Origin of the sequence: Clostridium chromiireducens (assembly GCF_003575225.1) — a bacterium.
GTDB classification, from domain to species: domain Bacteria; phylum Bacillota; class Clostridia; order Clostridiales; family Clostridiaceae; genus Clostridium; species Clostridium chromiireducens.
Genome location: NZ_QXDJ01000002.1, coordinates 587,544 through 612,692, shown reverse-complemented (window position 1 = coordinate 612,692; position 25,149 = coordinate 587,544). Strand labels below are relative to the sequence as shown.

At 30.9% G+C, this 25,149-nt stretch carries 25 protein-coding genes; 1 reads left to right on the top strand and 24 read right to left on the bottom strand.

Features of this window, described 5'->3' with window-relative positions:
• Nucleotides 1-11: 11 nt before the first annotated feature.
• From infB to D2A34_RS08015, 19 genes are all read right to left on the bottom strand, one after another.
• Complete coding sequence (infB, locus tag D2A34_RS08105) at nucleotides 12-2,102, bottom strand: translation initiation factor IF-2 (protein WP_079438270.1); 2,091 nt, start codon at nucleotides 2,100-2,102, stop codon at nucleotides 12-14.
• A 26-nt stretch (nucleotides 2,103-2,128) separates the two neighbouring features.
• Nucleotides 2,129-2,440 carry a ribosomal L7Ae/L30e/S12e/Gadd45 family protein gene (locus D2A34_RS08100; protein ID WP_079438271.1) on the bottom strand — a complete coding sequence of 104 codons (312 nt, stop codon included), beginning with the start codon at nucleotides 2,438-2,440 and terminating at the stop codon, nucleotides 2,129-2,131.
• Complete coding sequence (rnpM, locus tag D2A34_RS08095) at nucleotides 2,433-2,699, bottom strand: RNase P modulator RnpM (protein ID WP_079438272.1); 267 nt, start codon at nucleotides 2,697-2,699, stop codon at nucleotides 2,433-2,435. Before rnpM ends, D2A34_RS08100 begins: the two co-directional genes overlap by 8 nt.
• A gap of 13 nt (nucleotides 2,700-2,712) precedes the next feature.
• Nucleotides 2,713-3,879, bottom strand: coding sequence for a transcription termination factor NusA (nusA, locus tag D2A34_RS08090; protein ID WP_079438273.1), 1,167 nt, complete (start codon nucleotides 3,877-3,879; stop codon nucleotides 2,713-2,715).
• 17 nt (nucleotides 3,880-3,896) lie between these two features.
• A complete protein-coding gene (gene rimP / locus D2A34_RS08085; RefSeq protein ID WP_079438274.1) occupies nucleotides 3,897-4,358 on the bottom strand; it encodes a ribosome maturation factor RimP in 462 nt (153 codons plus the stop codon).
• A gap of 450 nt (nucleotides 4,359-4,808) precedes the next feature.
• Entirely contained in the window at nucleotides 4,809-5,867 is a 1,059-nt protein-coding gene (gene ispG, locus D2A34_RS08080) for a flavodoxin-dependent (E)-4-hydroxy-3-methylbut-2-enyl-diphosphate synthase (protein WP_119366277.1), read from the bottom strand.
• A gap of 131 nt (nucleotides 5,868-5,998) precedes the next feature.
• Complete coding sequence (locus D2A34_RS08075) at nucleotides 5,999-7,009, bottom strand: M50 family metallopeptidase (RefSeq protein ID WP_079438276.1); 1,011 nt, start codon at nucleotides 7,007-7,009, stop codon at nucleotides 5,999-6,001.
• 17 nt (nucleotides 7,010-7,026) lie between these two features.
• A complete protein-coding gene (gene dxr, locus D2A34_RS08070; RefSeq protein ID WP_119366276.1) occupies nucleotides 7,027-8,190 on the bottom strand; it encodes a 1-deoxy-D-xylulose-5-phosphate reductoisomerase in 1,164 nt (387 codons plus the stop codon).
• 97 nt (nucleotides 8,191-8,287) lie between these two features.
• Nucleotides 8,288-9,256 (bottom strand): AI-2E family transporter, encoded by a 969-nt coding sequence (locus tag D2A34_RS08065; protein WP_119366659.1) that lies wholly within the window; start codon nucleotides 9,254-9,256, stop codon nucleotides 8,288-8,290.
• Nucleotides 9,257-9,389: 133 nt separating this feature from the next.
• Nucleotides 9,390-10,184, bottom strand: coding sequence for a phosphatidate cytidylyltransferase (locus tag D2A34_RS08060; protein WP_079438278.1), 795 nt, complete (start codon nucleotides 10,182-10,184; stop codon nucleotides 9,390-9,392).
• A gap of 15 nt (nucleotides 10,185-10,199) precedes the next feature.
• A complete protein-coding gene (locus tag D2A34_RS08055; protein WP_079438279.1) occupies nucleotides 10,200-10,958 on the bottom strand; it encodes an isoprenyl transferase in 759 nt (252 codons plus the stop codon).
• 304 nt (nucleotides 10,959-11,262) lie between these two features.
• Nucleotides 11,263-11,820, bottom strand: coding sequence for a ribosome recycling factor (gene frr / locus D2A34_RS08050; protein ID WP_079438280.1), 558 nt, complete (start codon nucleotides 11,818-11,820; stop codon nucleotides 11,263-11,265).
• Nucleotides 11,821-11,830: 10 nt separating this feature from the next.
• Entirely contained in the window at nucleotides 11,831-12,544 is a 714-nt protein-coding gene (pyrH, locus tag D2A34_RS08045; protein WP_079438281.1) for a UMP kinase, read from the bottom strand.
• A 107-nt stretch (nucleotides 12,545-12,651) separates the two neighbouring features.
• A complete protein-coding gene (gene tsf / locus D2A34_RS08040) occupies nucleotides 12,652-13,569 on the bottom strand; it encodes a translation elongation factor Ts (RefSeq protein ID WP_079438282.1) in 918 nt (305 codons plus the stop codon).
• A gap of 88 nt (nucleotides 13,570-13,657) precedes the next feature.
• A complete protein-coding gene (gene rpsB / locus D2A34_RS08035) occupies nucleotides 13,658-14,359 on the bottom strand; it encodes a 30S ribosomal protein S2 (RefSeq protein ID WP_079438283.1) in 702 nt (233 codons plus the stop codon).
• A 447-nt stretch (nucleotides 14,360-14,806) separates the two neighbouring features.
• Nucleotides 14,807-15,583, bottom strand: a complete 777-nt coding sequence (codY, locus tag D2A34_RS08030; RefSeq protein ID WP_119366275.1) for a GTP-sensing pleiotropic transcriptional regulator CodY — start codon at nucleotides 15,581-15,583, stop codon at nucleotides 14,807-14,809.
• Between the two features lie 205 nt (nucleotides 15,584-15,788).
• On the bottom strand, nucleotides 15,789-17,882 hold the full coding sequence (topA, locus tag D2A34_RS08025; protein WP_119366274.1) for a type I DNA topoisomerase: 2,094 nt from the start codon (nucleotides 17,880-17,882) through the stop codon (nucleotides 15,789-15,791).
• A gap of 46 nt (nucleotides 17,883-17,928) precedes the next feature.
• Nucleotides 17,929-18,984, bottom strand: a complete 1,056-nt coding sequence (dprA, locus tag D2A34_RS08020; protein ID WP_079438286.1) for a DNA-processing protein DprA — start codon at nucleotides 18,982-18,984, stop codon at nucleotides 17,929-17,931.
• Nucleotides 18,985-19,001: 17 nt separating this feature from the next.
• On the bottom strand, nucleotides 19,002-20,519 hold the full coding sequence (locus tag D2A34_RS08015; protein WP_119366273.1) for a YifB family Mg chelatase-like AAA ATPase: 1,518 nt from the start codon (nucleotides 20,517-20,519) through the stop codon (nucleotides 19,002-19,004).
• Nucleotides 20,520-20,686: 167 nt separating this feature from the next.
• On the opposite strand from D2A34_RS08015, the gene D2A34_RS08010 reads away from it, so the two are divergent.
• Nucleotides 20,687-21,055 (top strand): YraN family protein, encoded by a 369-nt coding sequence (locus D2A34_RS08010; protein WP_079438302.1) that lies wholly within the window; start codon nucleotides 20,687-20,689, stop codon nucleotides 21,053-21,055.
• Between the two features lie 454 nt (nucleotides 21,056-21,509).
• On the opposite strand, the gene D2A34_RS08005 is transcribed toward D2A34_RS08010, so the two are convergent.
• The 5 genes from D2A34_RS08005 to rimM all read right to left on the bottom strand — a co-directional run bounded on the left by D2A34_RS08005 (nucleotide 21,510) and on the right by rimM (nucleotide 25,068).
• Nucleotides 21,510-22,322: a ribonuclease HII gene (locus tag D2A34_RS08005; protein WP_119366272.1), complete on the bottom strand. Its 813-nt coding sequence runs from the start codon at nucleotides 22,320-22,322 to the stop codon at nucleotides 21,510-21,512.
• On the bottom strand, nucleotides 22,309-23,181 hold the full coding sequence (ylqF, locus tag D2A34_RS08000) for a ribosome biogenesis GTPase YlqF (RefSeq protein ID WP_079438304.1): 873 nt from the start codon (nucleotides 23,179-23,181) through the stop codon (nucleotides 22,309-22,311). Before ylqF ends, D2A34_RS08005 begins: the two co-directional genes overlap by 14 nt.
• 199 nt (nucleotides 23,182-23,380) lie before the next feature.
• The gene (rplS, locus tag D2A34_RS07995; protein WP_119366271.1) at nucleotides 23,381-23,731 is read right to left on the bottom strand and encodes a 50S ribosomal protein L19; all 351 of its coding nucleotides are present in this window, start codon (nucleotides 23,729-23,731) and stop codon (nucleotides 23,381-23,383) included.
• Nucleotides 23,732-23,861: 130 nt separating this feature from the next.
• Nucleotides 23,862-24,581, bottom strand: a complete 720-nt coding sequence (gene trmD / locus D2A34_RS07990; protein ID WP_079438306.1) for a tRNA (guanosine(37)-N1)-methyltransferase TrmD — start codon at nucleotides 24,579-24,581, stop codon at nucleotides 23,862-23,864.
• The gene (gene rimM, locus D2A34_RS07985) at nucleotides 24,571-25,068 is read right to left on the bottom strand and encodes a ribosome maturation factor RimM (RefSeq protein ID WP_119366270.1); all 498 of its coding nucleotides are present in this window, start codon (nucleotides 25,066-25,068) and stop codon (nucleotides 24,571-24,573) included. Before rimM ends, trmD begins: the two co-directional genes overlap by 11 nt.
• Between the last annotated feature and the right edge of the window lie 81 nt (nucleotides 25,069-25,149).

The window sequence follows — 25,149 nt, the reverse complement described above, 5'->3', positions numbered from 1 at the left end:
AATTCACCTCTTTAAAGTTCTTTTCTCTTGATTGCCTCCATCATGAAGCATTCAATAATGTCACCTTCTTGAATGTTGTTAAACTTCTCAACAGTTAAACCACATTCATATCCAGCATTTACTTCTTTTGCATCGTCTTTAAATCTCTTAAGTGATGATAGTGAAGATTCAAAAATTACTATTCCATCTCTTATAACTCTAGCTTCTGCATTTCTTTGAAGTTTCCCTTTTAATACATAACATCCCGCAATTGTACCAATATTTGAAATCTTATATATTGATCTTATTTCTGCAGTACCTAATATAACTTCTTTATATTCTGGTTCAAGCATTCCTATCATCGCTGCTTTAACATCATCCATAGCCTCATAAATAATTCTATAAGTCTTAATATCTACTCCATCTTTGTCAGCTTGAGCAGCTGCATTGTTATCAGGTCTTACATTAAATCCAATAACTATTGCATTAGATGCAGTTGCAAGTGTTACATCAGTTTCTGTTATAGCACCAACACCGCCATGAATTACTCTTACCTTTACATCATCAGTAGAAAGTTTTTCTAATGATCCCTTAATAGCTTCAACTGATCCTTGAACGTCTGCTTTTACTATAATCGCAAGCTCTTTAACTTTACCTTCTTTAATTTGATTATATAAATCTTCTAATGAAACTCTATGATTTGCAAGTAAAGTTTCTGCTTTTAACTTATCTTTTCTGCTATCAGCCATATTTCTAGCAGTTTTTTCATCTTTAACTTGGTTAAATCTATCTCCTGCCTCTGGAACTTCTGAAAGACCTAAAACCTCTACTGGAATTGATGGACCAGCTGATTTTATTTTCTTACCAGTATCATCAAACATAGCTCTTATTCTACCATATGTAGAACCAACTAAGATTGAATCTCCAACTCTTAATGTTCCGTTTTGAACTAGTAAACTAGCAACCGAACCTCTACCTTTATCAAGTTTAGCTTCAATAACTGTTCCTACTGCTCTTCTATCTTTATTGGCTTTAAGTTCAAGCATTTCAGCTGTAAGAAGAACCATTTCCAATAGCTTATCGATATTCAGATTTTGTTTTGCAGATACTTCTTCACAAATAGTATCTCCGCCCCAATCTTCCGCAAGCAATCCTTGTTCAGCTAATTCTTGTTTAACTCTATCTACATTAGCACCTGGTTTATCGATTTTGTTTATTGCTACTACCATTGGAACTCCTGCTGCTTTACAGTGAGCAATAGCTTCCTTAGTTTGTGGCATAATTCCATCATCTGCTGCAACAACTAATATAACAACATCTGTAATTTGTGCTCCTCTAGCTCTCATAGCTGTGAACGCTTCATGACCCGGAGTATCTAGGAATGTAATTTCTTCTCCGTTCAATTTTATAGTATAAGCACCAATGTGTTGAGTTATACCACCTGCTTCTGTATCAGTAACCTTTGCTTTTCTTATACAATCAAGTAAAGATGTTTTACCATGGTCAACATGACCCATAACAGTTACAATTGGTGGTCTCTTTTGAAGATTTTCTTCATCATCTTCTTCTATTTCTAACACTTCTAATTCTTGAATTTCTTCTTTTCTCTCAACCAAAACTTCATATTCAGCACATACTTTTTCTGCTGTTTCAAAATCTATTTCTGCATTAATTGCTGCCATAACACCAGAAAAAATTAAAGTTCTTATTACATCATTTGAAGGTTTCTTTAGCTTTTCAGCTAATTCCTTAACTGTTATGCTTTCTCCAATTTCTATAACTTGAGATTCTCCCGCATTCTTACTAGCTTCTCTAGCTGCTTCTTCCTGCTCTTCTTTTCTTGTCTTTTTCTTTTTCTTACTTGCTTTATTAAGTTGGTCTGCTAATTCATCTTCGTATACGTCAACGATACTCTTCGAAGTTCCAGTTTTCTCTTCTGATACTGCTGAATCACCTTCCGATCTTCCTGCTAACAATTCCTTGATTAATACAGCATCTTCATCTTCAATTGTACTCATATGATTTTTAACTTCTATATTAAATTCATCCATTAATATAGTTACTAATTCCTTTGACTCTATGTTAAGTTCTTTTGCTAATTCATGTACTCTTATTTTTGACATGCAGTCACCCCCGTATTATTATCTACTCATATATTTTTTTCCTCCTCGTATAACGACAACATTCTTTTTGCTATATCGCTATCTAGAATCCCAAGCAGCATAATTTCTTTACGCCCAATCGGAGCTCCTAGTTGGTCTTTCGAGAAATCTTCAATATATGGTATATTTTTTTCATTACAATGCTTTTTAAATTTATCCTTAGATTTATCTGATAAATCATTAGATATAATAAAAAGATAAATTTTAGTATTATTTCTATAATCATCGCATTTGCTATATCCTTCAAGCAAATTACCCGATTTTTTTGCAATACTTAGAAAATTAAAAAACCTATTCATTATTTACTTCATCCTTTAGCTTATTATAAATTTCTTCACTTATAGGAGTTTCTAAGTTTCTACTAAGTCTTTTTGCTTTAAATGCTTTTTCCAAGCATTCTGTACTCTTGCAAATATATGCGCCTCTTCCTGACTTTTTACCAGTTAAATCAACACATACATCGCCCTCTGGAGTTTTTACTACTCTAATTAATTCTTTCTTTGGTTTCATTTCCATGCAACCAGTGCACATTCTTAAAGGAATTTTCTTAACCTTCATGAAAAGCACCTCTCTATTCTCTTATTTCTTCAATTTCAATTTCATCTGAAATTTCAAATTCATTTAAATCAGTAATTTCTTCATTGTCTATTTCGACATCAGTATTTAAAATTCTTTCGTCTTCTTCATCTTGGGCTTGTTTTTGAGATTTACTTTTAATATCAATTTTCCAATTTGTAAGTTTAGCTGCAAGCCTTACATTTTGGCCTTCTTTTCCTATTGCTAGTGAAAGTTGATTATCGTCAACTACAACTTTTGCTGATTTGCTATCTTCATCAACTACTACACTTAGTACTTTTGCTGGACTTAAAGAATTTGCAATAAATTCCTCTGGATTTTTGCTCCATTTTATTATATCTATTTTTTCGTTTTTAAGTTCATTAACTATACTTTGAACTCTTACTCCTTTCGGCCCAACACAAGCTCCCATTGGATCTACTTCTTCATCATTTGAGTGTACAGCTATCTTACTTCTTGAACCTGCTTCTCTGGAGATGCTTTTTATTTCAACTACTCCTTCAAAGATTTCTGGAACTTCAAGTTCAAATAATCTTTTAACTAATCCTGGATGTGTTCTTGAAACATGTATTTGAGGTCCTTTGCTTCCATTTTTAACTTCAACTATATATAGTTTTAACTTTTCATTGAATTTATATTCCTCATTTGGAATTTGTTCGTTAGGACCTATTATACCTTCCAATTTTCCTAAATTAACAAAAACTATTCCTTTATCTTTTCTTAAAATAGTTCCTGTAATAATATCAAACTCTTTTTCTTTATATTCGTCATATATTATACTTCTTTCTGCTTCCTTAATTCTTTGAGTAACAACTTGTTTTGCTAGTTGAGCTGCAACTCTTCCGAAATTTTTAGGAGTAACTTCGAGATTTATAACATCATCGACTTCACTTTTAGGACTTATTTCTTTTGCTTCTTCTAATGAAATTTCTGTTACATCGTCATATACTTCATCAACTACTGTTTTTTGAGCATATACATGAATTTCTCCAGTTTCTCTATCAATATTAACTTTAACATTTTGTGCGTTTGTATTAGCATTGGCATAATTTTTCTTATATGCTGCAACCATTGCATCTTGAATGGTTGTAAAAAGCAAATCTTCACAAATCCCCTTTTCCTTAACTAATTCTTTAAGAGCACCTACAAACTCTTCATTCATTTTTATACCCTCCTCGTCTATATTTCCCCTTCTAAATTTGCTGCTTTTATTTTATCTTTCGGTATTTTAACTTCTTCTTCTGCTTCAATTATTATGGAGTCTTCGGAAACATCTTTTAATATTCCCTTAATATTTTTCGCTCCATTAATTGCGCTAGTAAGCTTAACCAATACTTCTTTTCCTAGAACTCTTTTAAAGTGTTCCTCGTTATATAATCCTCTGTTTAGCCCTGGCGATGAAACTTCCAGGTAATATGCTTCCTTAATTGGATCCTCTACATCTAGAATCTCACTAACTCTTCTTGAAACAGCTTCGCAGTCATCTAATGATATTCTACCTTCTTCTTTATCTATATATATTCTTAAGTAAAACTCTCCATTTTCCTTTACATATTCCACATAATATAATCGACATGACACTTCTAAAAAAACAGGACTTACTAGGTCTTCAATCTTTTCAATTAATACATCTTTTTTCATTTTCTAACCCTCACTTTCATCTTTTAAAAACACATAGATTATAGTTAGCATGTGCATTTTTAAAATTTGTAATCAAAAACGCAACTATCGTAAGTTAGTTGCGTTACAAACAGAAAGAGCGGGTAATCTTCCCACTCCTTTTTTCTAGCTATTAGAAATAAATCTTCTTATATAATATCACAGATAAATTAATATTACAAGGGATACTGGGAAATTTTAAATATACATAATTATTTGAGTAATATTACTTAATCAAAATAATGTATTATACACTTAAGATCATTAGAACATTTATAAATTCTATTGAAAGTTTATAATTGTGTTCGTGCTTTTTTCATCTGCGAAATGATCCTAATTGCACTTCGTGCTTTTTTAATCTGTGGAATGATCCTAATTGTGCTCCGCACCCTTTTCATCGGTGAGATGATCTCAATTGCACTTCGTGCTTTTTTAATCTGTGTACAACTTTTCTATTTCTTCCATTAGTGCGTCGACAAGCTCTTCTTCTTTTACTTTTTTTACTATTTTACCTTTTTTAAAGATAATTCCTTCACCTTTTCCTCCAGCAATTCCTATATCTGATTCTCTTGCTTCTCCTGGTCCATTAACAACGCATCCCATAACAGCAACTTTAATATCTTTTTTGAAATTTTCCAATCTTTTTTCAACTTCTTCTGCAATTTTTATTAAATTTATTTGGGTTCTGCCACACGTAGGGCATGATACAAATTCAACACCTTTTTTCTTTAACCCTAAAGCTTTTAAGATTTCTGTACCAACTTTAATTTCTTCAATTGGATCTGTAGTCAGAGACACCCTAATAGTATCTCCTATTCCTTCTGCAAGAAGAGTTCCTATACCTATACTTGACTTTATCGTTCCCTTTTGTATAGTTCCAGCCTCAGTTACTCCTAGGTGAAGAGGATAATCACATTTTTCAGCTATTAGTCTATAACACTCTATCATCATTTGTACATTCGATGATTTTATAGATATTACAATATCATGAAAATCTAACTCTTCTAATATCTTAACATGCCTTAATGCACTTTCAACCAATCCCTCTGCAGTTGGCATTCCATACTTCTCTAAAATATCTTTCTCTAAAGATCCAGAATTAACTCCAATTCTTATTGGTATCTGCTTCTCACTGCAAGCTTCCTTAAGCACTCTTATTTTATCCACACTTCCAATATTTCCAGGATTTATTCTAAGAGCTGAAACCCCATTTTCTATTGCCTTTAATGCCAATCTATAATCAAAATGTATATCTGCTACTACTGGAATAGGCGATTTCTTTGTTATTTCTCCTAAACTTTCAGCATCTTCCATATCTAACACTGCACATCTTATAATATCGCATCCTGCATCATATAATCTACCTATTTGCTTTAACGTCTCTTCAACATTTTTAGTTCGAGTTGTAGTCATTGATTGTACTGTAATAGGAGAATCTCCTCCAACATATGTATTTCCAACTTTTACTTTTCTTGATTTTCTTCTTTCCATATAATATATCTCCTCTTGCTAATCCCAATTACTTTAGTATTTTTATTTGTTTATTCTAACACTTAAATTTATCAGCTTATTTATATAAATAGCTTACCCTTCAAAATTTCTTTATCCAAGTAAGCTTTTTTCTAAAATTGCACTGGAAATAATATGTCTTTTATAGTTACTACTATCATCAATCCAATTAGTGCTGCAAATCCAATGTAGTTTAACACTCCAACTACTTTATCAGGAACTTTTCTTCTAGTTATAAATTCAATTAATAAAATTACACACCAGCCACCGTCTAAAGCTGGGAAAGGTAATAAATTAAATACCGCTAAATTCACGCTTAAAAAAGCTGTGAAATAAAGCAATGGCCAAATTCCTGCCTTAGCTGTTTCTGCTGACATTTTAACTATTGTAAGTGGTCCTCCAACATCAGTTTTAAGATTCGCTTTTCCTGTAAATATCATTTTCAACCCTACAAAAGTTTGATTTACTAATGAAGCTGTCTTATTAAAACTTTGTCTAAAACTTGCTATAAAACTTGGCTTCTCTACACTATCAAAAGCTACTCCAATCTTTAATTGCCCGTTTTCATTAGTTTTAGGAATTATTGCTAGCTCCTCTTTTTCACCATTTCTATCAACTAAAAAATTTATCTTCTCGCCTTTTGATAGATATATGTTAGTTATTATATCATCCTCTGAAAAAATCTTAGAATTATTCATTTTTAAGACTTTATCACCTGGCAATAATCCTGCCTCATAAGCTGGTGATGCATCTTCTATCTTATTAATAGTCGTTGTAACGTACCCAAATGTATTTATGAAGAAAGTAAAAATTACTATTGCTAATACATAATTCATAAATACACCGGCAATTATTATACTCATTCTTCTTAATGGAGATTTAGCTGAAAAACTTCTTTCATCCTGAATATTTTCTTCTTCCCCCATCATTTTTACATATCCACCTATAGGAAAAAGGCTTAAAGAATATCTTGTTTCTTTTCCTTGCTTTGATAAAATCTTTGGACCCATCCCAATGGAAAATTCCTCAACTCTCACTCCATTAAGCTTTGCCAACGTAAAATGTCCTAATTCGTGAACAATTATTAAAATACCAAAAGCTAGTATAGCTAAAATTATATACATATTTAAAAATTACCTCCTTAAAGTACTGCTTTTTCTGCAATATATTCTTTTACTCTTCTATCTAAATCAATAATATTTTCTAAATTTAATTCTTTCTCAACTTCATCACTAAATACTTTCATACATTTTTCTATTAATTCAGCAATTTGCAGAAATTTTATTTTCTCATTCAAAAACAATTCTACTGCTGCTTCATTAGCTCCATTTAAAATCGTCGGCATGAGTCCTCCTATTCTACCCGCTCTAAATGATAAATCTAAAGCTTTAAATGTATCTAAATCCGGCTTTTCAAAAGTTAACTGAGATATTTCATAAAAGTCTATTGTATCCGCAATAACCTTTTCTCTTTTCTCATAATTCAACGCATATTGTATCGGTAGCCTCATGTCTGCCGCACCTAGCTGAGCTATTATACTCCCATCAGTATATTCCACCATAGAATGCACTATGCTTTGAGGGTGCACTGTAACTTGTATATTATCATAATCACATCCGAAAAGCCAATGTGCTTCTATTACTTCAAGACCTTTATTCATAAGGGTAGCAGAATCAATAGATATTTTTCTTCCCATATTCCATTTTGGATGTTTTAACGCATCTTCCACTTTTATATTTTTTAGTTCTTCCGTTGTTTTCCCTCTAAAAGGACCACCAGATGCTGTCAGAATTATTTTCCCTAAGGTACTAATATCATTTCCTCTTAAAGATTGAAATATTGCACTATGCTCAGAATCTACAGGAAGTATTCTTACATTATTTTCTTTAGCAGCCTTCATTACAATTTCACCAGCAACAACAAGAGTCTCCTTATTTGCTAACGCAATATCCTTTTTAGCTTCTATAGCTTTCATTGTTGGCTCTAATCCTATCATACCTACTACAGATGTTACTACTATGTCAATTTCATTTAAAGAAGCAATTTTATTAAGTCCTTCTATCCCATAAAAAACTTCAATATTCTTATTGTATTCTTCACAATATTTTTTTATTTCTTCTGCACTGTTATGATCCATCATCCCTACATACGATGGCTCAAATTCTTTTATTATTTCAATAACTTTCTGTACTGAAGTATTTGCAGTTACTCCAATTAATCTTAATTCTCCATCTGATTTTCTAATTACATCTAGAGTTTGAGTTCCAATAGAACCAGTAGCCCCTAGTATAGAAATTTTTCTCATTTTTCGTCCTCCTAAAAGCAAATCCAAATTAGCACAGTTTTATATCTTCTTAAATTTAGATATTTAAAACAATATCTGTATTTGTATAACTACTATGTCACTCTGTGCTATAAATTATTTCTTTTGCTAAAATACTGTACATTGGCCCGACTAATATTCCTAGTATTCCGAAAATATTCACCCCAATATATATAGATACCAATATAACAAGAGGATGGATATCTAATTTTTCTCCTAAGAATTTAGCCTCTAGCACTTCCCTAACTATTTGCACTAATATATATACACATATTAACCCAAATGCAGTAAGAAAATTCTTCATTATAATATTGTATATTATAATCGGAATAAATACAATTATAGTTCCTACATATGGCAAAACATCTAGAACGCCACAAATTATACCAAACATAAAAAAATTAGGAACCTTTAGTACAAAGAAACCTACTATTATCTCTAAAGTTGAAGCTAAAATTAGTATTCCTTCTATCCCTATCATTTGAATAAAATTATTTTTTTGATTCCTAAATCTTAATAACATTTCTTTTGGTAATATCATTGAGATTAGTTCTACCATCTTCATTCTATCTATTAATATAAAAAAAGCACATATATTTCCTATAAAATAAGCTAAAATTCCTTCTCCAGTACTCGCTGCCCCTCTCCTTATATTTTGATCATTTATTATTGAAATCACACTTTTCCCAATCTTAAAATTATTAAAGTCTATGTTTAGAGCAATTGAAATATCCTGAATAAATTTATTTATCCATTCTAGATTTGTAATGTATAGTTTTTTCAGTATAGAAAAAATTTCACTTCCTAAGTATATTCCCACTAACGTTATAATAATATTTACAGCTATAATACTTAGCGCTCCAGCAATCTTATTTGGTATTTTCGCTTTAATCATGATCTTATATATAGGCGAACAAATTATAACCATAATAATCATAGATAAGAACGGTTTAAAATAATACTTTACCAAAACAGTTCCAATTACCACTAATATGAGCGATAATAAAAGTGAGAAAAGTTTCTTATATGCTTTAAAAATAAGCTTCACCCCACTAAACACATAATTATTTCCATTTTTATAATATATGCTCACTATTTTAGCTTAAAAACTTCCGAGAATAATTTACATAAAAAAAATTAAACTTTGTATATTTAGTACAAAGTTCAATTTATATTTTCTATTAAATTTTCACTATAAATGTTAAGTAATAAAAAACTACCGTAGCAGAAAATATTATACTATCGAATCTATCTAATATTCCTCCATGTCCTGGAATCAAACTACTATAATCCTTTATCCCAACATATCTCTTTATTGAAGAAGCAACTAAATCTCCCAATTGTCCAAATAAACCACACATAGTACCTATTAGGAAGTAATTATATACCGGCATTATGTAATGATAATTCTGTACTACAACACCAAATACCCCTGTGAAAACCGTAGCACCTATAAGCCCGCCTATAGAACCCTCAATAGTCTTTTTAGGAGATACTTTAGGCGATAGTTTATGTTTACCAAAAAATTTCCCACTATAAAAAGCAGCTGTATCCGACAGCCAAGACCCTATAAATATAATCCAAATTAAAAATTCACCTAACGGCTTTGCATTAACTAAATATACAAAGCTAAATAAAATTCCACAATAAATAAATCCTAATAATGTTAGTGAAACATCTATAAATGTATATTCTAAATTTATAACTGGAAGTATTAACAATATAAAAGCTGCAACTACAAGAGTATACATCATATATTCAAAGTTATTATTTAAAAGATAATATGTTATTAATAAAATATATCCTGCACTCTTGACTGGTTTAAAACTTTTTTCTTTCAAAGCATTATAAAACTCCCAAAGTGCCATAATGGATAATGCTAATACAAATCCCTTTAGATAAATTCCTCCAAGAAAAACAAATATTATAAATGGAGCAATCATAGCAGCACCTAAATATCTATTATTAGACTTCAAAATCTAACCACTCCTCTATTTAACTCTACCAAAGCGTCTATCTCTATTTTGATAATCCGCTATAGCTCTTCTTAAATCCACTTCCTTAAAATCCGGCCAGTTTATATTTGAATACCAAAATTCTGAATATGCACATTGCCATAGTAAAAAATTACTTAGTCTTTGTTCTCCAGATGGCCTGATAATTAAGTCTGGGTCAGGTATTCCTTTAGTATATAAGTATTTTTCTACTAGTTCCTCGTTAATATCTTCTTCTTTAATTTTACTGCTTTTTATATCAGAACTAATAAGCTTTATAGCTCTAACTATTTCATCTCTTCCACCATAGTTTAGAGCAAAATTCATGTTTATTTTAGTATTATTCTTTGTTGTCTCCAAAGCAGACTCTAAGGCTTGTTGACATTCTTTAGGCAGCTTTGTCATATCTCCTAAAACATTCATTTTTACACCATTTTCATGACATTCTTTTAATTCTTTCTTTAAATAGCTAACCAGAAGCTTCATTAATGTACCAACCTCATCCTTAGGTCTACCCCAGTTCTCAGTTGAAAAAGCATATAAAGTTAAATTTTTCACGCCAAGCCTTGTAGCTTCTTTTAAGATTCTTCTGATAGTTTCCACACCTGCTTTGTGTCCCATGCTTCTAGGCAAATTTTGCTCTTTTGCCCATCTTCCATTACCATCCATTATTATAGCTATATGATTTGGTATGTTATTCATATCCAATTCAAAATTCTCATTATATTCCTTTTTTGATTTAAATATATTTAACATTTTTTCTCCCCCTAGTTAATTAAAAGAAACTCAATAATAGTAACATGCGTTTTTAAGTAAATAGCCAACAATCAATTGTAATTTAGATTTTTATTTTCTCAAATCATTAAGTAAAAAACCTGCTTTTTTAGCAGGTTTTAATTTAGGCACATGAAAGAAAATAACAAGTTCAAAGCTGCCACGAATATTTTTCATTAGACAAGAAGGCAGATATCACTCATAGTGGGCCTATTAGGGTTATCTGCCGCCGCAGAATAATGAAAAAATAGGCTGGTATAGGACTTGTTATTTTCTTGATTGTGCCTTAAACTGACATGACCTCTTTTTCCTTTGCAGCAATTATAGCATCTACTTCTTTTACAACTGCATCAGTCTTCTTTTGAACCTCATCTTCAGCTTTTTTTATTTGGTCTTCTGATAAATCAGCATCTTTCTTTAATGCCTTTATCTTATCATTGGCAGCTTTTCTTATAGATCTTACAGCTACTTTAGCTTCTTCTCCTGTTTTCTTAACATTCTTAACAAGAGTTTTTCTAGTTTCTTCTGTTAATTCTGGTACAACCAATCTGATTATCGAACCATCATTTGAAGGATTTAACCCTAAGTCTGATTTTAGAATAGCTTTTTCTATGTCTTTTAAAAGAGGTTTCTCCCATGGAGTTATCATAAGAACTCTTGGTTCTGGTGCTGAAACATTTGCCACTTGGCTTAGCGGGCACATACTTCCATAATATTCAACTTGAATTCTATCAAGCATTGTTGGATTTGCTCTTCCTGCTTTCATTGTTGATAAATCTGACTTTAATACAGATATTGTTTTGTTCATTTTTTCTTCTGCATTTTTAATGATATCCTTAATCATGATTTTCCTCCTATTTCTTTTTTACTAATGTACCTATACTTTCACCATACATTGCTCTCTTAATATTTCCTGGCTCATCTAATCCAAATACAAGAATTGGGATTTCATTATCCATACATAATGAAGTCGCTGTAGAATCCATTACTTGTAATCCTTGTTCTAATACTTCTATATATGATAGTGTATCATATTTTGTAGCATCTGAATACTTATGTGGATCTTTATCATAAACTCCATCAACCTTTTTAGCTAAAAGAATTACATCAGCTTCAATTTCAGCAGCTCGGAGTGCAGCAGTAGTATCTGTTGAAAAATACGGATTTCCTGTTCCAGCAGCAAAGATTACAACTCTTCCTTTTTCTAAGTGTCTCATCGCTCTTCTTCTAATGAACGGTTCTGCAATTTCCTTCATTTCAATTGCAGTCTGCACTCTTGTCTTAACGCCTACTTGCTCTAATGAATCTTGAAGTGCTAATGCATTTATGCAAGTTGCCATCATTCCCATGTAATCTGCAGTGGTTCTGTCCATACCTTCCCCACTTCTTCCTCTCCAAATGTTTCCGCCGCCTACTACAGCCCCTACTTCAACACCCATATCAATTAATTCTTTAATTTCAAGCGCTATTCTCTTAGCTACATTAAAATCAAGTCCAAATCCACTAACACCCGCTAATGCTTCTCCTGAAAGTTTTAGAATTACTCTCTTGTATTTACACTCTGCCATTTATAATTACCTCCTGAATCTTTTAAGGATTATCTGAAAACCTCTTTCAAGCTATTTACTTTATTTCTTAAAAAAAGAGAACACAAAGTGTTCTCTTTAGGTCTAGACTATTTACCGATTTGTCTTGCAACTTCTTCAGCAAAGTCTACCTTTTCAACTTCGATTCCTTCTCCTCTTTCGTATCTTACGAATTTAGTTACTTTAATTGGAGAACCAACCTCTTTAGATTTCTCTTCTATAAATTTAGTGATTGATTTATCACTATCTTTAACCCATGGTTGTTCTAAAAGACAAACTTCTTTAAAGTATTTTTGAATTCTTCCTATTACCATTTTTTCAACGATATTTTCTGGCTTTCCTTCATTTAAAGCTTGAACTCTGTAAATTTCTTTTTCTTTATCTAAAGATTCTGTATCAACATCATCTTTTGATAAGAATAATGGATTTGCTGCAGCAATTTGCATACAAACTTCTTTAGCAACTTCATCAAGAACTTCTGAATCTTTGTCACAAGTAACTTCTACTAAAACTCCGATTCTTCCGCCACCATGGATATAGCTCTTAACTATTCCGTTTTCAACTGAGAATTTAGTGAATCTTCTTACTGTCATGTTTTCACCAAGTTTAGCTATTAAAGCTTTTAAGCTATCAGAAATTGTAGCTTCTCCATCAAACTTTTCGTTAAGAAGTTCTTCTACTGTTGAAACTGAAGTTTCAACTACCATTTTAGCTGATTTTTCAGCAAATGCAACGAATTCTTCATTTGCAGCAACGAAATCTGTTTCACAGTTAAATTCAAGAACTGCTCCACTTTTCTTATCTTCTGAAATATATGTTTTAACTATACCTTCAGCAGCAACTCTACCTGATTTCTTAGCTGCATCCGCAAGTCCTTTTTCTCTTAGAAATTCAATAGCCTTTTCAATATTTCCGTCTGTTTCAACTAGAGCCTTTTTACAATCCATCATTTTTGCTCCAGTCATTTCTCTTAGTTCTTTAACTAATTGTGCAGTTATATTTGCCATAATTTAAATTCCTCCTCTATTATAAGGTAATCTCTAACATCTAATAAAAGGGTAATTGAAGAGATATCACTTACCCTTTTTATTTAAACTATTCAGCTAATTGTTCACCTTGTCTTGCTTCTATAATAGCATCAGCCATTTTTGCAGTTATTAATTTAACAGCTCTGATAGCATCATCATTACCTGGGATTACATAATCAACTTCTTCTGGATCACAGTTAGTATCTACTATAGCAACTACTGGTATTCCTAAAATCTTAGCTTCTAAGATAGCATTCTTTTCTTTTCTTGGATCAACAATGAACATTGCTCCAACATTTGAAGCATCTAAGTTTCTGATACCACCAAGATTTTTTTGAAGTTTTTCCATATCTCCCTTAAGTTTAATAACTTCTTTCTTAGGAAGAACATCGAAAGTTCCATCTTCTTGCATTTTTTCGATTTGTTCTAATTTTCTTATTCTACCTTTTATAGTTGAGAAGTTTGTTAACATTCCACCTAACCATCTGTTATTTACGAAATGCATGTTACTTCTTATTGCTTCATCTTGAATTGCTTCTTGAGCTTGTTTCTTAGTTCCAACAAAAAGTATATCTTTTCCTTCTTCAGATACTTGCTTAATAAAGTTATAAGCTTCTTCTGCCTTCTTAACTGTTTTTTGAAGATCTATGATATAGATCCCATTTCTTTCTGTGAAGATATAAGGAGCCATCTTAGGGTTCCATCTTCTAGTTTGGTGTCCGAAATGTACACCTGCTTCTAATAATTGTTTCATTGATATTACTGACATTTTGTTACCTCCTTGGTTTTTACCTCCACTATCTTTAGCTTATAGAATTCCCTCAAATTAAGGGCACCTAATCTATAAATTGGATAGTGTGTGTATTTCTTACCTTAAGTAGTATATCATAAGGCATTTAACGTATCAACAAAAATTTTTTATTTTAGACATATAAATGACTTATATGTTCAAAACACAATCGAAATTGTATACCAAGAACAATGCAGTAATACTATAAAATGCCTAGTTACATACTTTATAAACATAAAACATAAGACATTATAATAAATGTATATTAATAAATATCCTTTGTATCAATTCATTTTAAAGTTTTGTCAAAGTAATTAATTTTTATACATTAACTAATAAATTCCTTTTAATAAATTGATTAAAAGAGTACTTTTTGTAAACTAAAATAGCTATAAGTTTGTTCAACTTATAGCTATTTATCAATGATTATTTAATCTTTTTCAATTCTTCTAATAATTTCTCATTTAATATTCTAATATAGGTTCCTTTCATGCCTAGTGATCTAGATTCGATAACACCAGCACTTTCAAACTTTCTTAATGCATTAACAATAACACTTCTTGTTATGCCAACTTTATCTGCAATTTTAGAAGCTACTAACAATCCTTCATTTCCATTTAATTCATCAAATATATGCTCAACAGCTTCTAATTCAGAATACGAAAGAGTTCCTATAGCTAATTGAACTACTGCTTTCTTTCTTGTTTCTTCTGCAATCTCATCCTGCATAGCTCTAAGCATTTCCATTCCAACAATAGTTGCACTGTATTCAACTAATACTAAATCATCATCTGTAAACGGATTTCCAAATCTAGCTAATATTAGTGTGCCGAGTCTCTCCCTGCTTCCTATGATAGGAACTATAGTTGATAATTTATCTACTTTTTTGCATTTCCCTATTTCTTGAAACACACATCTACCTTCATTAGGAAGATTAGATAAAGTATCGTTAACATCTAACAATGTCTTGTTATAATCTTCAGGGAACTTCTTATCTTCAATTACTTTCTTTTTCATAGCTTCACATTCAAAATCTTTACCAAAAGTATATCCTAGCACTTTCCCTTTTTTACTGATTATGTATACATTACATTCAAGAACCTCACTTAATAATGCACATATATCTTGAAATGCTACAGGTTCAGTACCAGACTTCTGTAGAATCTTATTTAACATTCTAGTTTTACTTAATAATGATGACATACTATTATCCTCCTTGGCAACTGAATAACAACATTTATTTGAATTAAACACTTATTATTGTTAGAATATTCTTAATTTATTGAATTTTCTACAAGCTGCGATTAAGACTAGTTTATCATATAAAATTCTTCATTTCAACACTCTTTTGGTTTAATTCGACAAATAGTATTACTATTTTATTTATTCCACGTCAATATATTTGTCTCTATTTATCATCTGTTGAATCTTTTTTTACTTCTTCTTTATAATTACATTCGCTGTTAGAACATTGTATATAATTTCCTTTTGTTTTAGAGTATTTCAAAACCATATACGAATTACAGTTAGGACACTTTTCTTTTACAGGCTCATGCCAACTCACAAATTTACATTCTGGATATCCTACACATCCAAAGAATTTTTTACCTTTTTTACTCTTCTTTGCTACTATAGCTTTACCACATTCCGGACAAGGTACATCTAACTCTTCAACTATTGGCTTAGCATTTTGGCACTCCGGATATCCAGGACAAGCTAAGAATTCACCATACCTACCTCTTTTAATAACCATCATACGGCCACATTTTTCACATTTTACATCACTTACTTTATCTTCGATTACAACTTTTGATATTTCCTTTTCAGCTTTCTCAATAGCGATTCTTAAAGGATCAAAAAACTCTGCAACTATTTTGGTCCACTCTTCTTTTCCTTCTTCTACATCATCGAGTTTTCTTTCCATATCAGCTGTAAAATCAGTGTCTGCTATTTGTTTAAAATATTCGTTTATAATATTATTTACTATCTCACCTAGTTCTGTTGGAATAAAATTTTTCTTTTCTCTTACTACATAATTTCTTCCTAGAAGAGTTGAAATAGTCGGTACGTAGGTACTTGGTCTACCAATACCTTTTTCCTCCATCAACTTAACAAATGATGCTTCAGTATATCGAGGATGCGGTTGAGTGAAATGTTGAGTTCCTTGAAGCGTTTCTGTATTAAGTTCCTCATTTTCCTCTAATTCTGGTAATAGCACTGAGTTTTCATCATCTTCATTAGAATATTCATATATCTTCATAAAACCATCAAAAGAAATTACTGATCCCGATGCTTTAAATTTATAATCTCCATTTATTATATCTATTGAATTTGTATCAAGTTCACATGATGCCATTTGACTCGCTATAAATCTGTTCCATATTAATGAATATAATTTATATTGTTCTGCAGTTAAGTTTTCCTTTGCTACTTCTGGAGTAATTTCTACATACGTAGGTCTTATTGCTTCATGGGCATCTTGAATATTCTTTTTCCCTTTATATATTCTAGGTGAACTTGGTAAATATTCTTTTCCATAAGTATTTTCTATAAATTCTTTAGCATTCCCTTGTGCTTCTTCAGAGATTCTTACAGAATCAGTTCTCATATATGTTATTAACCCAATTGTCCCATGGCCTTTCACTTCTACCCCTTCATAAAGGCCTTGAGCTATAGACATAGTCCTCTTGGTCATAAAATTCAATTTTCTATTTGCATCTTGTTGCAATGTACTTGTTGTAAAAGGTGGAAGCGGATTTCTACTTTTTTTACCTTTTTTTATCGCTTTTACAATAAAGCTGCCGCCTTCCAATTCTTTTATTATCGAGTTTGATGTTTCTTCATTTTCAATTTCAATCTTTTTTCCTTTATAAGCCGAAAGTCTTATAGGAAATTTCTTTTTTTCTTTTCTTAGTACACAATCTATAGACCAATACTCTTTTGGAATGAATTCGTTTATTTCTTTTTCTCTATCACATATTAATTTTAGAGCAGCTGATTGTACTCTACCTGCACTAAGGCCCCATTTCACATTTTTCCATAAAATCGGGCTGATTTCATAACCAACAAGCCTATCCAATACTCTTCTTGCTTGCTGCGCATCAACTAAATCCAAATCAATTTTTCTTGCTTCTTTTATTGATGCTTTAACAGCAGTTTTCGTAACCTCATTAAATACAATTCTGCATGTATCATCTTCGGATATTTTTAAAATATTGGCTAAATGCCACGAAATAGCTTCTCCTTCTCTATCAGGGTCTGTTGCCAAATAAACTTTTTCAGCTTTTTTAGCTGCTTTTCTCAATTTATCAATTAGTTCACCCTTACCTCTGATTGTAATGTACTTAGGAGTATAGTTATTGTCTATATCAACGCCCAATTTACTCTTAGGTAAATCTCTTACATGCCCCATTGATGCTTCTACTATATAATTTTTTCCCAAATATTTGCCGATTGTTTTTGCTTTTGCCGGCGACTCAACAATTACAAGTTTTTGACCCATAGTACAACTTCATAGAATTTATGAAGTATTCACCCCCTACACATTTTTAAATTGTTTTCACATAGTAATTTCCTGGTAAACAAATTATTTCACTTTTTATTTGCATCTCAAACAATAATGCATACAAAGCTCCTCTATCAACAGACGTATTTTTAAAAATATCATCTATGTGAATTGGTGAATCTGTTATTAAATCTAATATTTCACTCTTTTCTGGTGTAAAGTTCATAGGTTTAATATTAACATGTTCCAAACTAAGTAAGACTCTTAAATCTTCTATATCTGTGCAAATACTTGCACCATCTCTAATCAATTTATTCGAACCACTTGCACCATCATATAATATGGAACCCGGTACTACAATAACTGGCTTTTCTTGCTTATGTGCAAGCCTTGCTGTTATTAATGATCCACTCTTTTCAGAAGCTTCTATTACAATTATTCCGTCACTAAGCCCGCTAATTATCCTATTCCTTCTCGGAAAGTTTTCTCTAAACGGCGCTGTACCAAGTAAAAATTCTGAAATTACTACTCCCTTTTCTGATATCTTTGAAAACAAAACACTATTTTCTGGTGGATAAGCTATATCAATTCCACACCCTAACACGGCTATGTTATATCCATCACTTTCTAAAGCCGTTTTATGTGCTATCGAATCAATGCCTCTTGCACCTCCGCTTATAAGCGTTATATTATTAGTAATAAGCTCCTTTGTCAAGAGTTTTGTTACAGTTAGTCCATAATTTGAGCATTTTCTTGCCCCTACTACCCCTATAGATTTTCTATTTATAATATCTATATCTCCCCTATAAAAGAGAAAAAATGGAGATTCTAAAATTCCGCTCAACTTCTCTCTATATAAAGGATTAGCATAAGTAATATAACCTATATTTTTCTTTAATAATATCTTTTCCAGATTCGAAACTTCATAATATAAAGATTCTTTTTCAAAATTTTTTAATTTTTTTGCCACCATCTTATTTTCAATTAGAATCTCTTCAAAATTATTATATACATTTTCTGCTGTTTTATATTTATCAATTAATTTTATTTTTTGAAAATTTGTTATATTAATAAGTATTAACCATAACTCATAATTCATGTATTTTATACCTCTTTCTAAATAATTTCACCGTTAATATTTTTCCTATAACTAAATGCTTCTAGAATATGCCCCTCTGAAATTTCATCTTTATTTTCAATATCTGCTATCGTCCTTGATAATTTTATTACTTTACCATAACCTCTTAATGACACATTAGATGTATTATAATAATGCTTTAAAATTTCCGAACATTTTTCACTGACTCTGCATATCTCAAAAACATCCTTACCTCTTATCTCAGAGTTGTATTTATATGAGGTATTTTTGAATCTTTCTTTTTGGGTTTCTCTTGCTCTTAGTACATTTTCTTTCATTACCTTCGAATCATATGAATCTTTTTCCTTTTTTATTTCATCATAGTTTAATCTAGGCACGTAATTCAGAATATCAATTCTATCTAGTAATGCACTCGAAAATTTTCTTGAATATTTTCTAATCCTAGTATTAAAATAGTATTTATCATCACTTATATCTTTATCATCATTGTTATCAATAGGGTTGAATGCTCCTATCAGCAAAAAATCTGCTGGCATTTTATGATTCCCGCTAAGCCTATTGATATTTATATATTTTTCTTCTAATGGCTCCCTTAACGATTCTAAAACATCCTTCTTAAATTCTAATATTTCATCTAAAAACAACACTCCATTGTGTGCCATTGTTATTTCACCGGGTTTGATTTCTTTACCTCCCCCAATTAAAGCTAATTTTGTAGTTGAATGATGAGGAGCCCTAAAAGGCCTGTTAAATGCTGCTTTTGTTATGAGTCCACATGCACTATAAATCTTAGCAATTTCTATTAGTTCTTCTTGAGATAAAGTTGGTAAAATTGATATTAATGCTTTTGCAAGCATTGTTTTACCGCATCCTGGTTCCCCATAAAGAATAATATTATGTTTCCCCGCTGCTGCTATCTCCAAAGCTCTTTTAGATGAATATTGGCCTATAACATCTCCATAATCAGGTAATTCATAACGCTCATCATCTTTATAGCTATCTTCGTCTTTATAAGGAAGCACATCTTCATATTCTATATAGGAAATCACCTCTTTTAAATTTCTAAAAGGATAATAATCTCCCCCTTTAAAATAGTGGCTTTCCTCCAAATTTTCCTGCGGAAAAATGAATTTAGTAATATCATTTCCTGCACCTTCGATAATAATTGGTATTGTCCCTTTTATTCCTTTGAGTTCACCAAACAGAGATAATTCGCCAAAAACTATGTAACTTTCCATATCCTTCTTGCATATTTGATTTGATTCCATAAGAATCCCAAGTGCAATAGGCAAATCTAAAAGCGAACCTATCTTTCTAACATCTGCAGGAGCTAAATTTATAGTAATCCTACCTAACGGAAATTCAAATCCACAATTTAAAATTGCTGCCCTTACTCTTTCTTTCGCTTCTTTTACTGATACATCTGCAAGCCCTACTATATTAAACATTGGTAAACCCTTAGAAATATCAACCTCAACTTTTATTAAAAATCCTTCTAATCCATTGTGCGTTGCACTAATAATTTTTACTGCCATATATATCACCCATTCAAATTATAGACACACATTTAGATATTAATTCCTAATATAAATATATTTGTTTAAGTTATTTTTAAGTTGTTAATAATCTAATTAAGTTTTATTTATGAATTAGCCACATTATTATGAAAATTTAAAGAAACATTTTATATTGGAGTGATTAAATGAAAAAATCAAATAAAGATATAGGTTATTATTGCGAAAATCTAGCTAAGGAATATCTAATTAAAGACAATTACAATATAGTTGATTGTAATTTCAGAAATTTTCTAGGTGAGATTGATATAATATGTACTAATAATAATTTACTTATTATTGTAGAAGTTAAAGGCAGGTACAACTATAATTATGGACTTCCAAAAGAATCTATTAGTTTTTCAAAACAAAAATCCATAATAAATGTTACTACATCATATATTTCATACAAAAGATTATTTAATTTTAATGTTAGATTTGATGTTATAGAAGTTTATTTAAACACTCAAAATACGTTGGTTAAAATAAATCATATAAGAGATGCCTTTAGATTATAGTAAAAATATGAAATATTGTATATTTTAGTTGATGATATAACTCGCAGAAAGAGAAGGTGCTCTGTTACTCGGTTGCCAGAAAAAATAATTGAGGATTTCTGCCAGTAAAAGTTGTGCCTATCTCTGCTTGCTCCCGAGACAAGCCCGTGACAAGCAATGATGGAACCACTTTTACTGAAGAAATGCCTACAATTATTTTCAATGCAACACTGCGTAAAAGAGCACCTTCTCTTTCTGTGTGGTACAAATAAATAATATATGAATTAGGCTTATTAGATAAATATATTTACAAATTTGCTAAAATGGATGCAACCTACAACTTAGAACTTTCAGCGATATTTTTATAGTTTTTCGGTAAGCTATCGCATGATTCTAAGTTTTAGTTTGGATTTTAGGATATTAAATATTTTATATTTAATATAATATTTAATATTCAAAATCCATGAAAGTACAATTATAATAATTTTGTCAAAAAACTACTTCTATGAATATCACACTTTCCATGAACTTTTAATCCTTCTATATGCTTTGAGGTTCCATATCCTACGTTGTTCTCAAAATCATAGTAAGGATATTTTTTAGCATATTCTTTCATTAAATTATCTCTATATACTTTTGCAACAATTGATGCAGCTGCAATACTTGCACTTTTAGTATCTCCCTTTATAACTGATTTATTTTCTATTTGAATATTCTTAACTAAATATCCATCAGAAAGAACTAAATCAGGCTTAATACTAAGTGAATTACAGCTTTCTAAAAACACTTTATTATTTGAAAAAGCAATTCCTTTTTCATCTATCTCTTCATTTGACGAAACTGCAATATGATAACTTAGAGCCTTTTCTTTTATGATTTCAGCAAGCTCTTCTCGCTTCGACTCTTTTACCTTTTTTGAGTCATTTATATATAAAATTAACTCATTATCTAAAACATTTAAATCTAAGATAACACTACAAGCTACTATCGGCCCAGCGAGAGGCCCTCTTCCTACTTCATCCACTCCAGCAATATATTTATAATCGCCAAAAGACTTATCGAAGTCATACATCGCCTTAACTCTTCCAACCTCATTTAAATACATCTTCAATTGTTTTTCAATCTTATCTTTAAGGGATAACACATTTTTTCTTTTATCTTCTTTTAACCAATTTATAATTTTTATATACTCCCCACTCTTATAAGAATCAATTATTGAAAATTTATGTATTTGTTCTTTTATTTCTGCAAATGATAATGATTTTATATCCTCGTTAAATTTCGTCATTTTCTTCCACTTCTTCTATTGGGCGCTCCAGCGTAATATTGCCCATTTTTCCTCCTCTGAATTCGTCCAATAAAATAACAGCAATTCTGTTATAATCAATCTGGCCTCCTGAAATTAAGGCTCCTCTTTTTTTACCTATCGCATCTAATGTATCTAAAGGATTTTCAAAAACTTCAGTCAATTTATATCTTTCTTTTAATCTAGCTTCATAACTATTCTGCAATTTTTCGACAAGTTTCAGAGCTAATTCCTCTATATCCATTATTTCATCTTTTATTGCTCCTGTAAAAGCTAAATTCAAAGCCGTTTCATCATCTTCAAATCTAGGCCACAATACTCCTGGAGTATCTAACATTTCAATACCCATTCCTGTCTTTATCCATTGTTTACTTTTAGTAACACCTGGCCTATCACCTGTTTTAGCAATATTGTTTCTAGCCATTTTATTTATAAATGTTGATTTTCCTACATTAGGTATCCCAACTACCATTACTCTCATTGTTATGTTAACCATACCTTTTGATTTTAACCTATCGTGTTTTTCCTTTAACAAGGTCAATAATGTAGGTTTTATATTTTTAAGACCATCACCCTTTAAACAATTAACTTCTAGTACTTTAACATCTTCTTTAGTTAAATAATCAATCCACTCTTTTGTAACTTTACTATCAGTTAAATCACTCTTATTTAAAAGTATAACTCTTGGTTTTCCTTCTAATAATTTTTCAATATCAGGATTTGCAGAACTTCTTGGAATCCTAGCATCTCTTATTTCAATTACTGCATCAACTAACTTTAGGTTTTCTTTAATTTCCCTTTGAGTTTTTTTCATATGTCCTGGAAACCAATTAATTGCCATATGAATTCCTCCTTAAATTTATTTTAGGAACACAAAAGTATATTTCCTGTCAGACGTAAAAGTATATTCACTTCATAGTAGACTATTAGGTAAATATGCTTAGAGTATATAGCAGGAAACACGCTAATATGTTGACTTATTATTTTTTTGAATATGCGTAAATATAAAAAAAGGACTGAAACAGTCCCCTTTTTAAATACTATCTAGTTAATAATTCTTTAACTTTAGCAGCCTTACCAACTCTATCTCTTAAGTAGTAAAGTTTAGCTCTTCTAACTTTACCTTTTCTTGAGATTTCAATTTTGTCGATGATTGGTGCATTCATTGGGAATGTTCTTTCAACTCCAGTTCCTAAAGCAACTCTTCTTACAGTGAAAGTTTCTCTTAAACCACCATTTTGTTTTTTGATAACAGTACCTTCGAACATTTGAATTCTTTCTTTGTTACCTTCTTGAATCTTTACGTATACCTTTATAGTATCACCGATTTTGAAGGCAGGTAAGTCAGTTCTAATTTGTTCAGCTTCTATAGCTCTTATTATTTCGTTCATTGTGCATTCCCTCCTTGTATAGATAATTTGACGTTCTTAACATATGTAAGTGACAGAGGAACGCCCGTACTAGCACAAATTTAATAATATCACATCTTTTTTTATATTTCAACAAAAATTATTGATTATTTTATTTCTGTGTATTATTCTTCAATAACTTTATATCTTCTTTAGTCAAAGTTATGTTTTTATATAAATCCAGCCTATTCTTTTTAGTTATTTCAAGAGACTTAAGCCTTCTCCATTTTCGTATATTTTCATGATGTCCAGATAGTAATATTTCAGGTACTTTATCCCCTTCAAATTCTTCTGGCCTAGTATACTGCGGATACTCTAAAAGTCCATTATAGAATGATTCCTCTATAAAGCTTTCTTCTTTTCCAAGAACACCAGGTATAAGCCTCAATATACAATCAATAACTGGAATTGCCGCCATCTCCCCTCCAGTTAACACAAAGTCCCCGAGAGAAATTTCCATATCTATATGTTTATACACTCTCTCGTCTATCCCCTCATAGTGACCACATAAAAATATAAGATTCTCTTCTTTTGAAAGTTCTTTTGCTGCCTCTTGATTAAATGTCTTTCCCCTTGGTCCTAGAAATACAACTTTCCCTTTATTGCTTTCCTTAACCTTCCTTATAGTGTCTACTATAGGCTGAGGTGCCATAACCATTCCAGCTCCTCCACCGTATGGATAGTCATCAACTTTCTTGTGCTTATTTAAAGTGTAATCTCTTATATTTAATACATCTATATCTATTATATTATTATCCCTTGCTCTACCTATAATACTATGATCAAAAATCGAAAACATTTCCGGAAATAATGTTAATATACTAATCTTCATCTTGCCATTCCCCTACAGGCTTTATAATGATTTTTTTTGATTCTATATCAACACTAAGAACTATATCTCTAAGAACTGGTATCAATAGTTCCTTAGGCTGTTTGATCCAATATACATCATTATTTGGAGTGCTTATAACATCAAAAACTCTTCCAAGTTCTTTCTCATTAGTATCAAATACTGTGCACTCTTTAAGGTCTGAAACATAATAAGTATCCGGTGGAAGACCTGGCTCATTATCACGAGGTATTTCAATATACTTCTGTTTGTAAGTTTCAGCGTCATTCATAGAGTCTATACCTTCAATTTTTAATATAACTCTATCTTTTTGAAACTTAACTCCTAGGATTTCTTTTTCTACTCCATCAACCAATACAGTTTTTAGTTGCTTAAATTTATTAACATCTTCTGTTAATGGATAAACTTTAACTTCACCTTTGATTCCATGAGTATTTACAATCTGCCCAATTTTAAATAATATTCCCACTCTCTTCACCTCAATTGTATATATTTAATCTTAAAATAAAAACACATAAGATTAACATGACTCCACTTAAACATAATTTAT

Excerpts from the sequence above, each read along its gene's own strand:
- infB (WP_079438270.1), bottom strand. The coding sequence starts at position 2,102 with ATGTCAAAAATAAGAGTACATGAATTAGCAAAAGAACTTAACATAGAG.
- D2A34_RS08100 (WP_079438271.1), bottom strand. The coding sequence starts at position 2,440 with ATGAATAGGTTTTTTAATTTTCTAAGTATTGCAAAAAAATCGGGTAAT.
- rnpM (WP_079438272.1), bottom strand. The coding sequence starts at position 2,699 with ATGAAGGTTAAGAAAATTCCTTTAAGAATGTGCACTGGTTGCATGGAA.
- nusA (WP_079438273.1), bottom strand. The coding sequence starts at position 3,879 with ATGAATGAAGAGTTTGTAGGTGCTCTTAAAGAATTAGTTAAGGAAAAG.
- rimP (WP_079438274.1), bottom strand. The coding sequence starts at position 4,358 with ATGAAAAAAGATGTATTAATTGAAAAGATTGAAGACCTAGTAAGTCCT.
- ispG (WP_119366277.1), bottom strand. The coding sequence starts at position 5,867 with ATGGAAAGAAGAAAATCAAGAAAAGTAAAAGTTGGAAATACATATGTT.
- D2A34_RS08075 (WP_079438276.1), bottom strand. The coding sequence starts at position 7,009 with ATGTATATAATTTTAGCTATACTAGCTTTTGGTATTTTAATAATTGTT.
- dxr (WP_119366276.1), bottom strand. The coding sequence starts at position 8,190 with ATGAGAAAAATTTCTATACTAGGGGCTACTGGTTCTATTGGAACTCAA.
- D2A34_RS08055 (WP_079438279.1), bottom strand. The coding sequence starts at position 10,958 with ATGTTAAATATATTTAAATCAAAAAAGGAATATAATGAGAATTTTGAA.
- frr (WP_079438280.1), bottom strand. The coding sequence starts at position 11,820 with ATGATTAAGGATATCATTAAAAATGCAGAAGAAAAAATGAACAAAACA.
- pyrH (WP_079438281.1), bottom strand. The coding sequence starts at position 12,544 with ATGGCAGAGTGTAAATACAAGAGAGTAATTCTAAAACTTTCAGGAGAA.
- tsf (WP_079438282.1), bottom strand. The coding sequence starts at position 13,569 with ATGGCAAATATAACTGCACAATTAGTTAAAGAACTAAGAGAAATGACT.
- rpsB (WP_079438283.1), bottom strand. The coding sequence starts at position 14,359 with ATGTCAGTAATATCAATGAAACAATTATTAGAAGCAGGTGTACATTTC.
- codY (WP_119366275.1), bottom strand. The coding sequence starts at position 15,583 with ATGTCATCATTATTAAGTAAAACTAGAATGTTAAATAAGATTCTACAG.
- topA (WP_119366274.1), bottom strand. The coding sequence starts at position 17,882 with ATGGGTCAAAAACTTGTAATTGTTGAGTCGCCGGCAAAAGCAAAAACA.
- dprA (WP_079438286.1), bottom strand. The coding sequence starts at position 18,984 with ATGAATTATGAGTTATGGTTAATACTTATTAATATAACAAATTTTCAA.
- D2A34_RS08015 (WP_119366273.1), bottom strand. The coding sequence starts at position 20,519 with ATGGCAGTAAAAATTATTAGTGCAACGCACAATGGATTAGAAGGATTT.
- D2A34_RS08010 (WP_079438302.1), top strand. The coding sequence starts at position 20,687 with ATGAAAAAATCAAATAAAGATATAGGTTATTATTGCGAAAATCTAGCT.
- D2A34_RS08005 (WP_119366272.1), bottom strand. The coding sequence starts at position 22,322 with ATGACGAAATTTAACGAGGATATAAAATCATTATCATTTGCAGAAATA.
- ylqF (WP_079438304.1), bottom strand. The coding sequence starts at position 23,181 with ATGGCAATTAATTGGTTTCCAGGACATATGAAAAAAACTCAAAGGGAA.
- rplS (WP_119366271.1), bottom strand. The coding sequence starts at position 23,731 with ATGAACGAAATAATAAGAGCTATAGAAGCTGAACAAATTAGAACTGAC.
- trmD (WP_079438306.1), bottom strand. The coding sequence starts at position 24,581 with ATGAAGATTAGTATATTAACATTATTTCCGGAAATGTTTTCGATTTTT.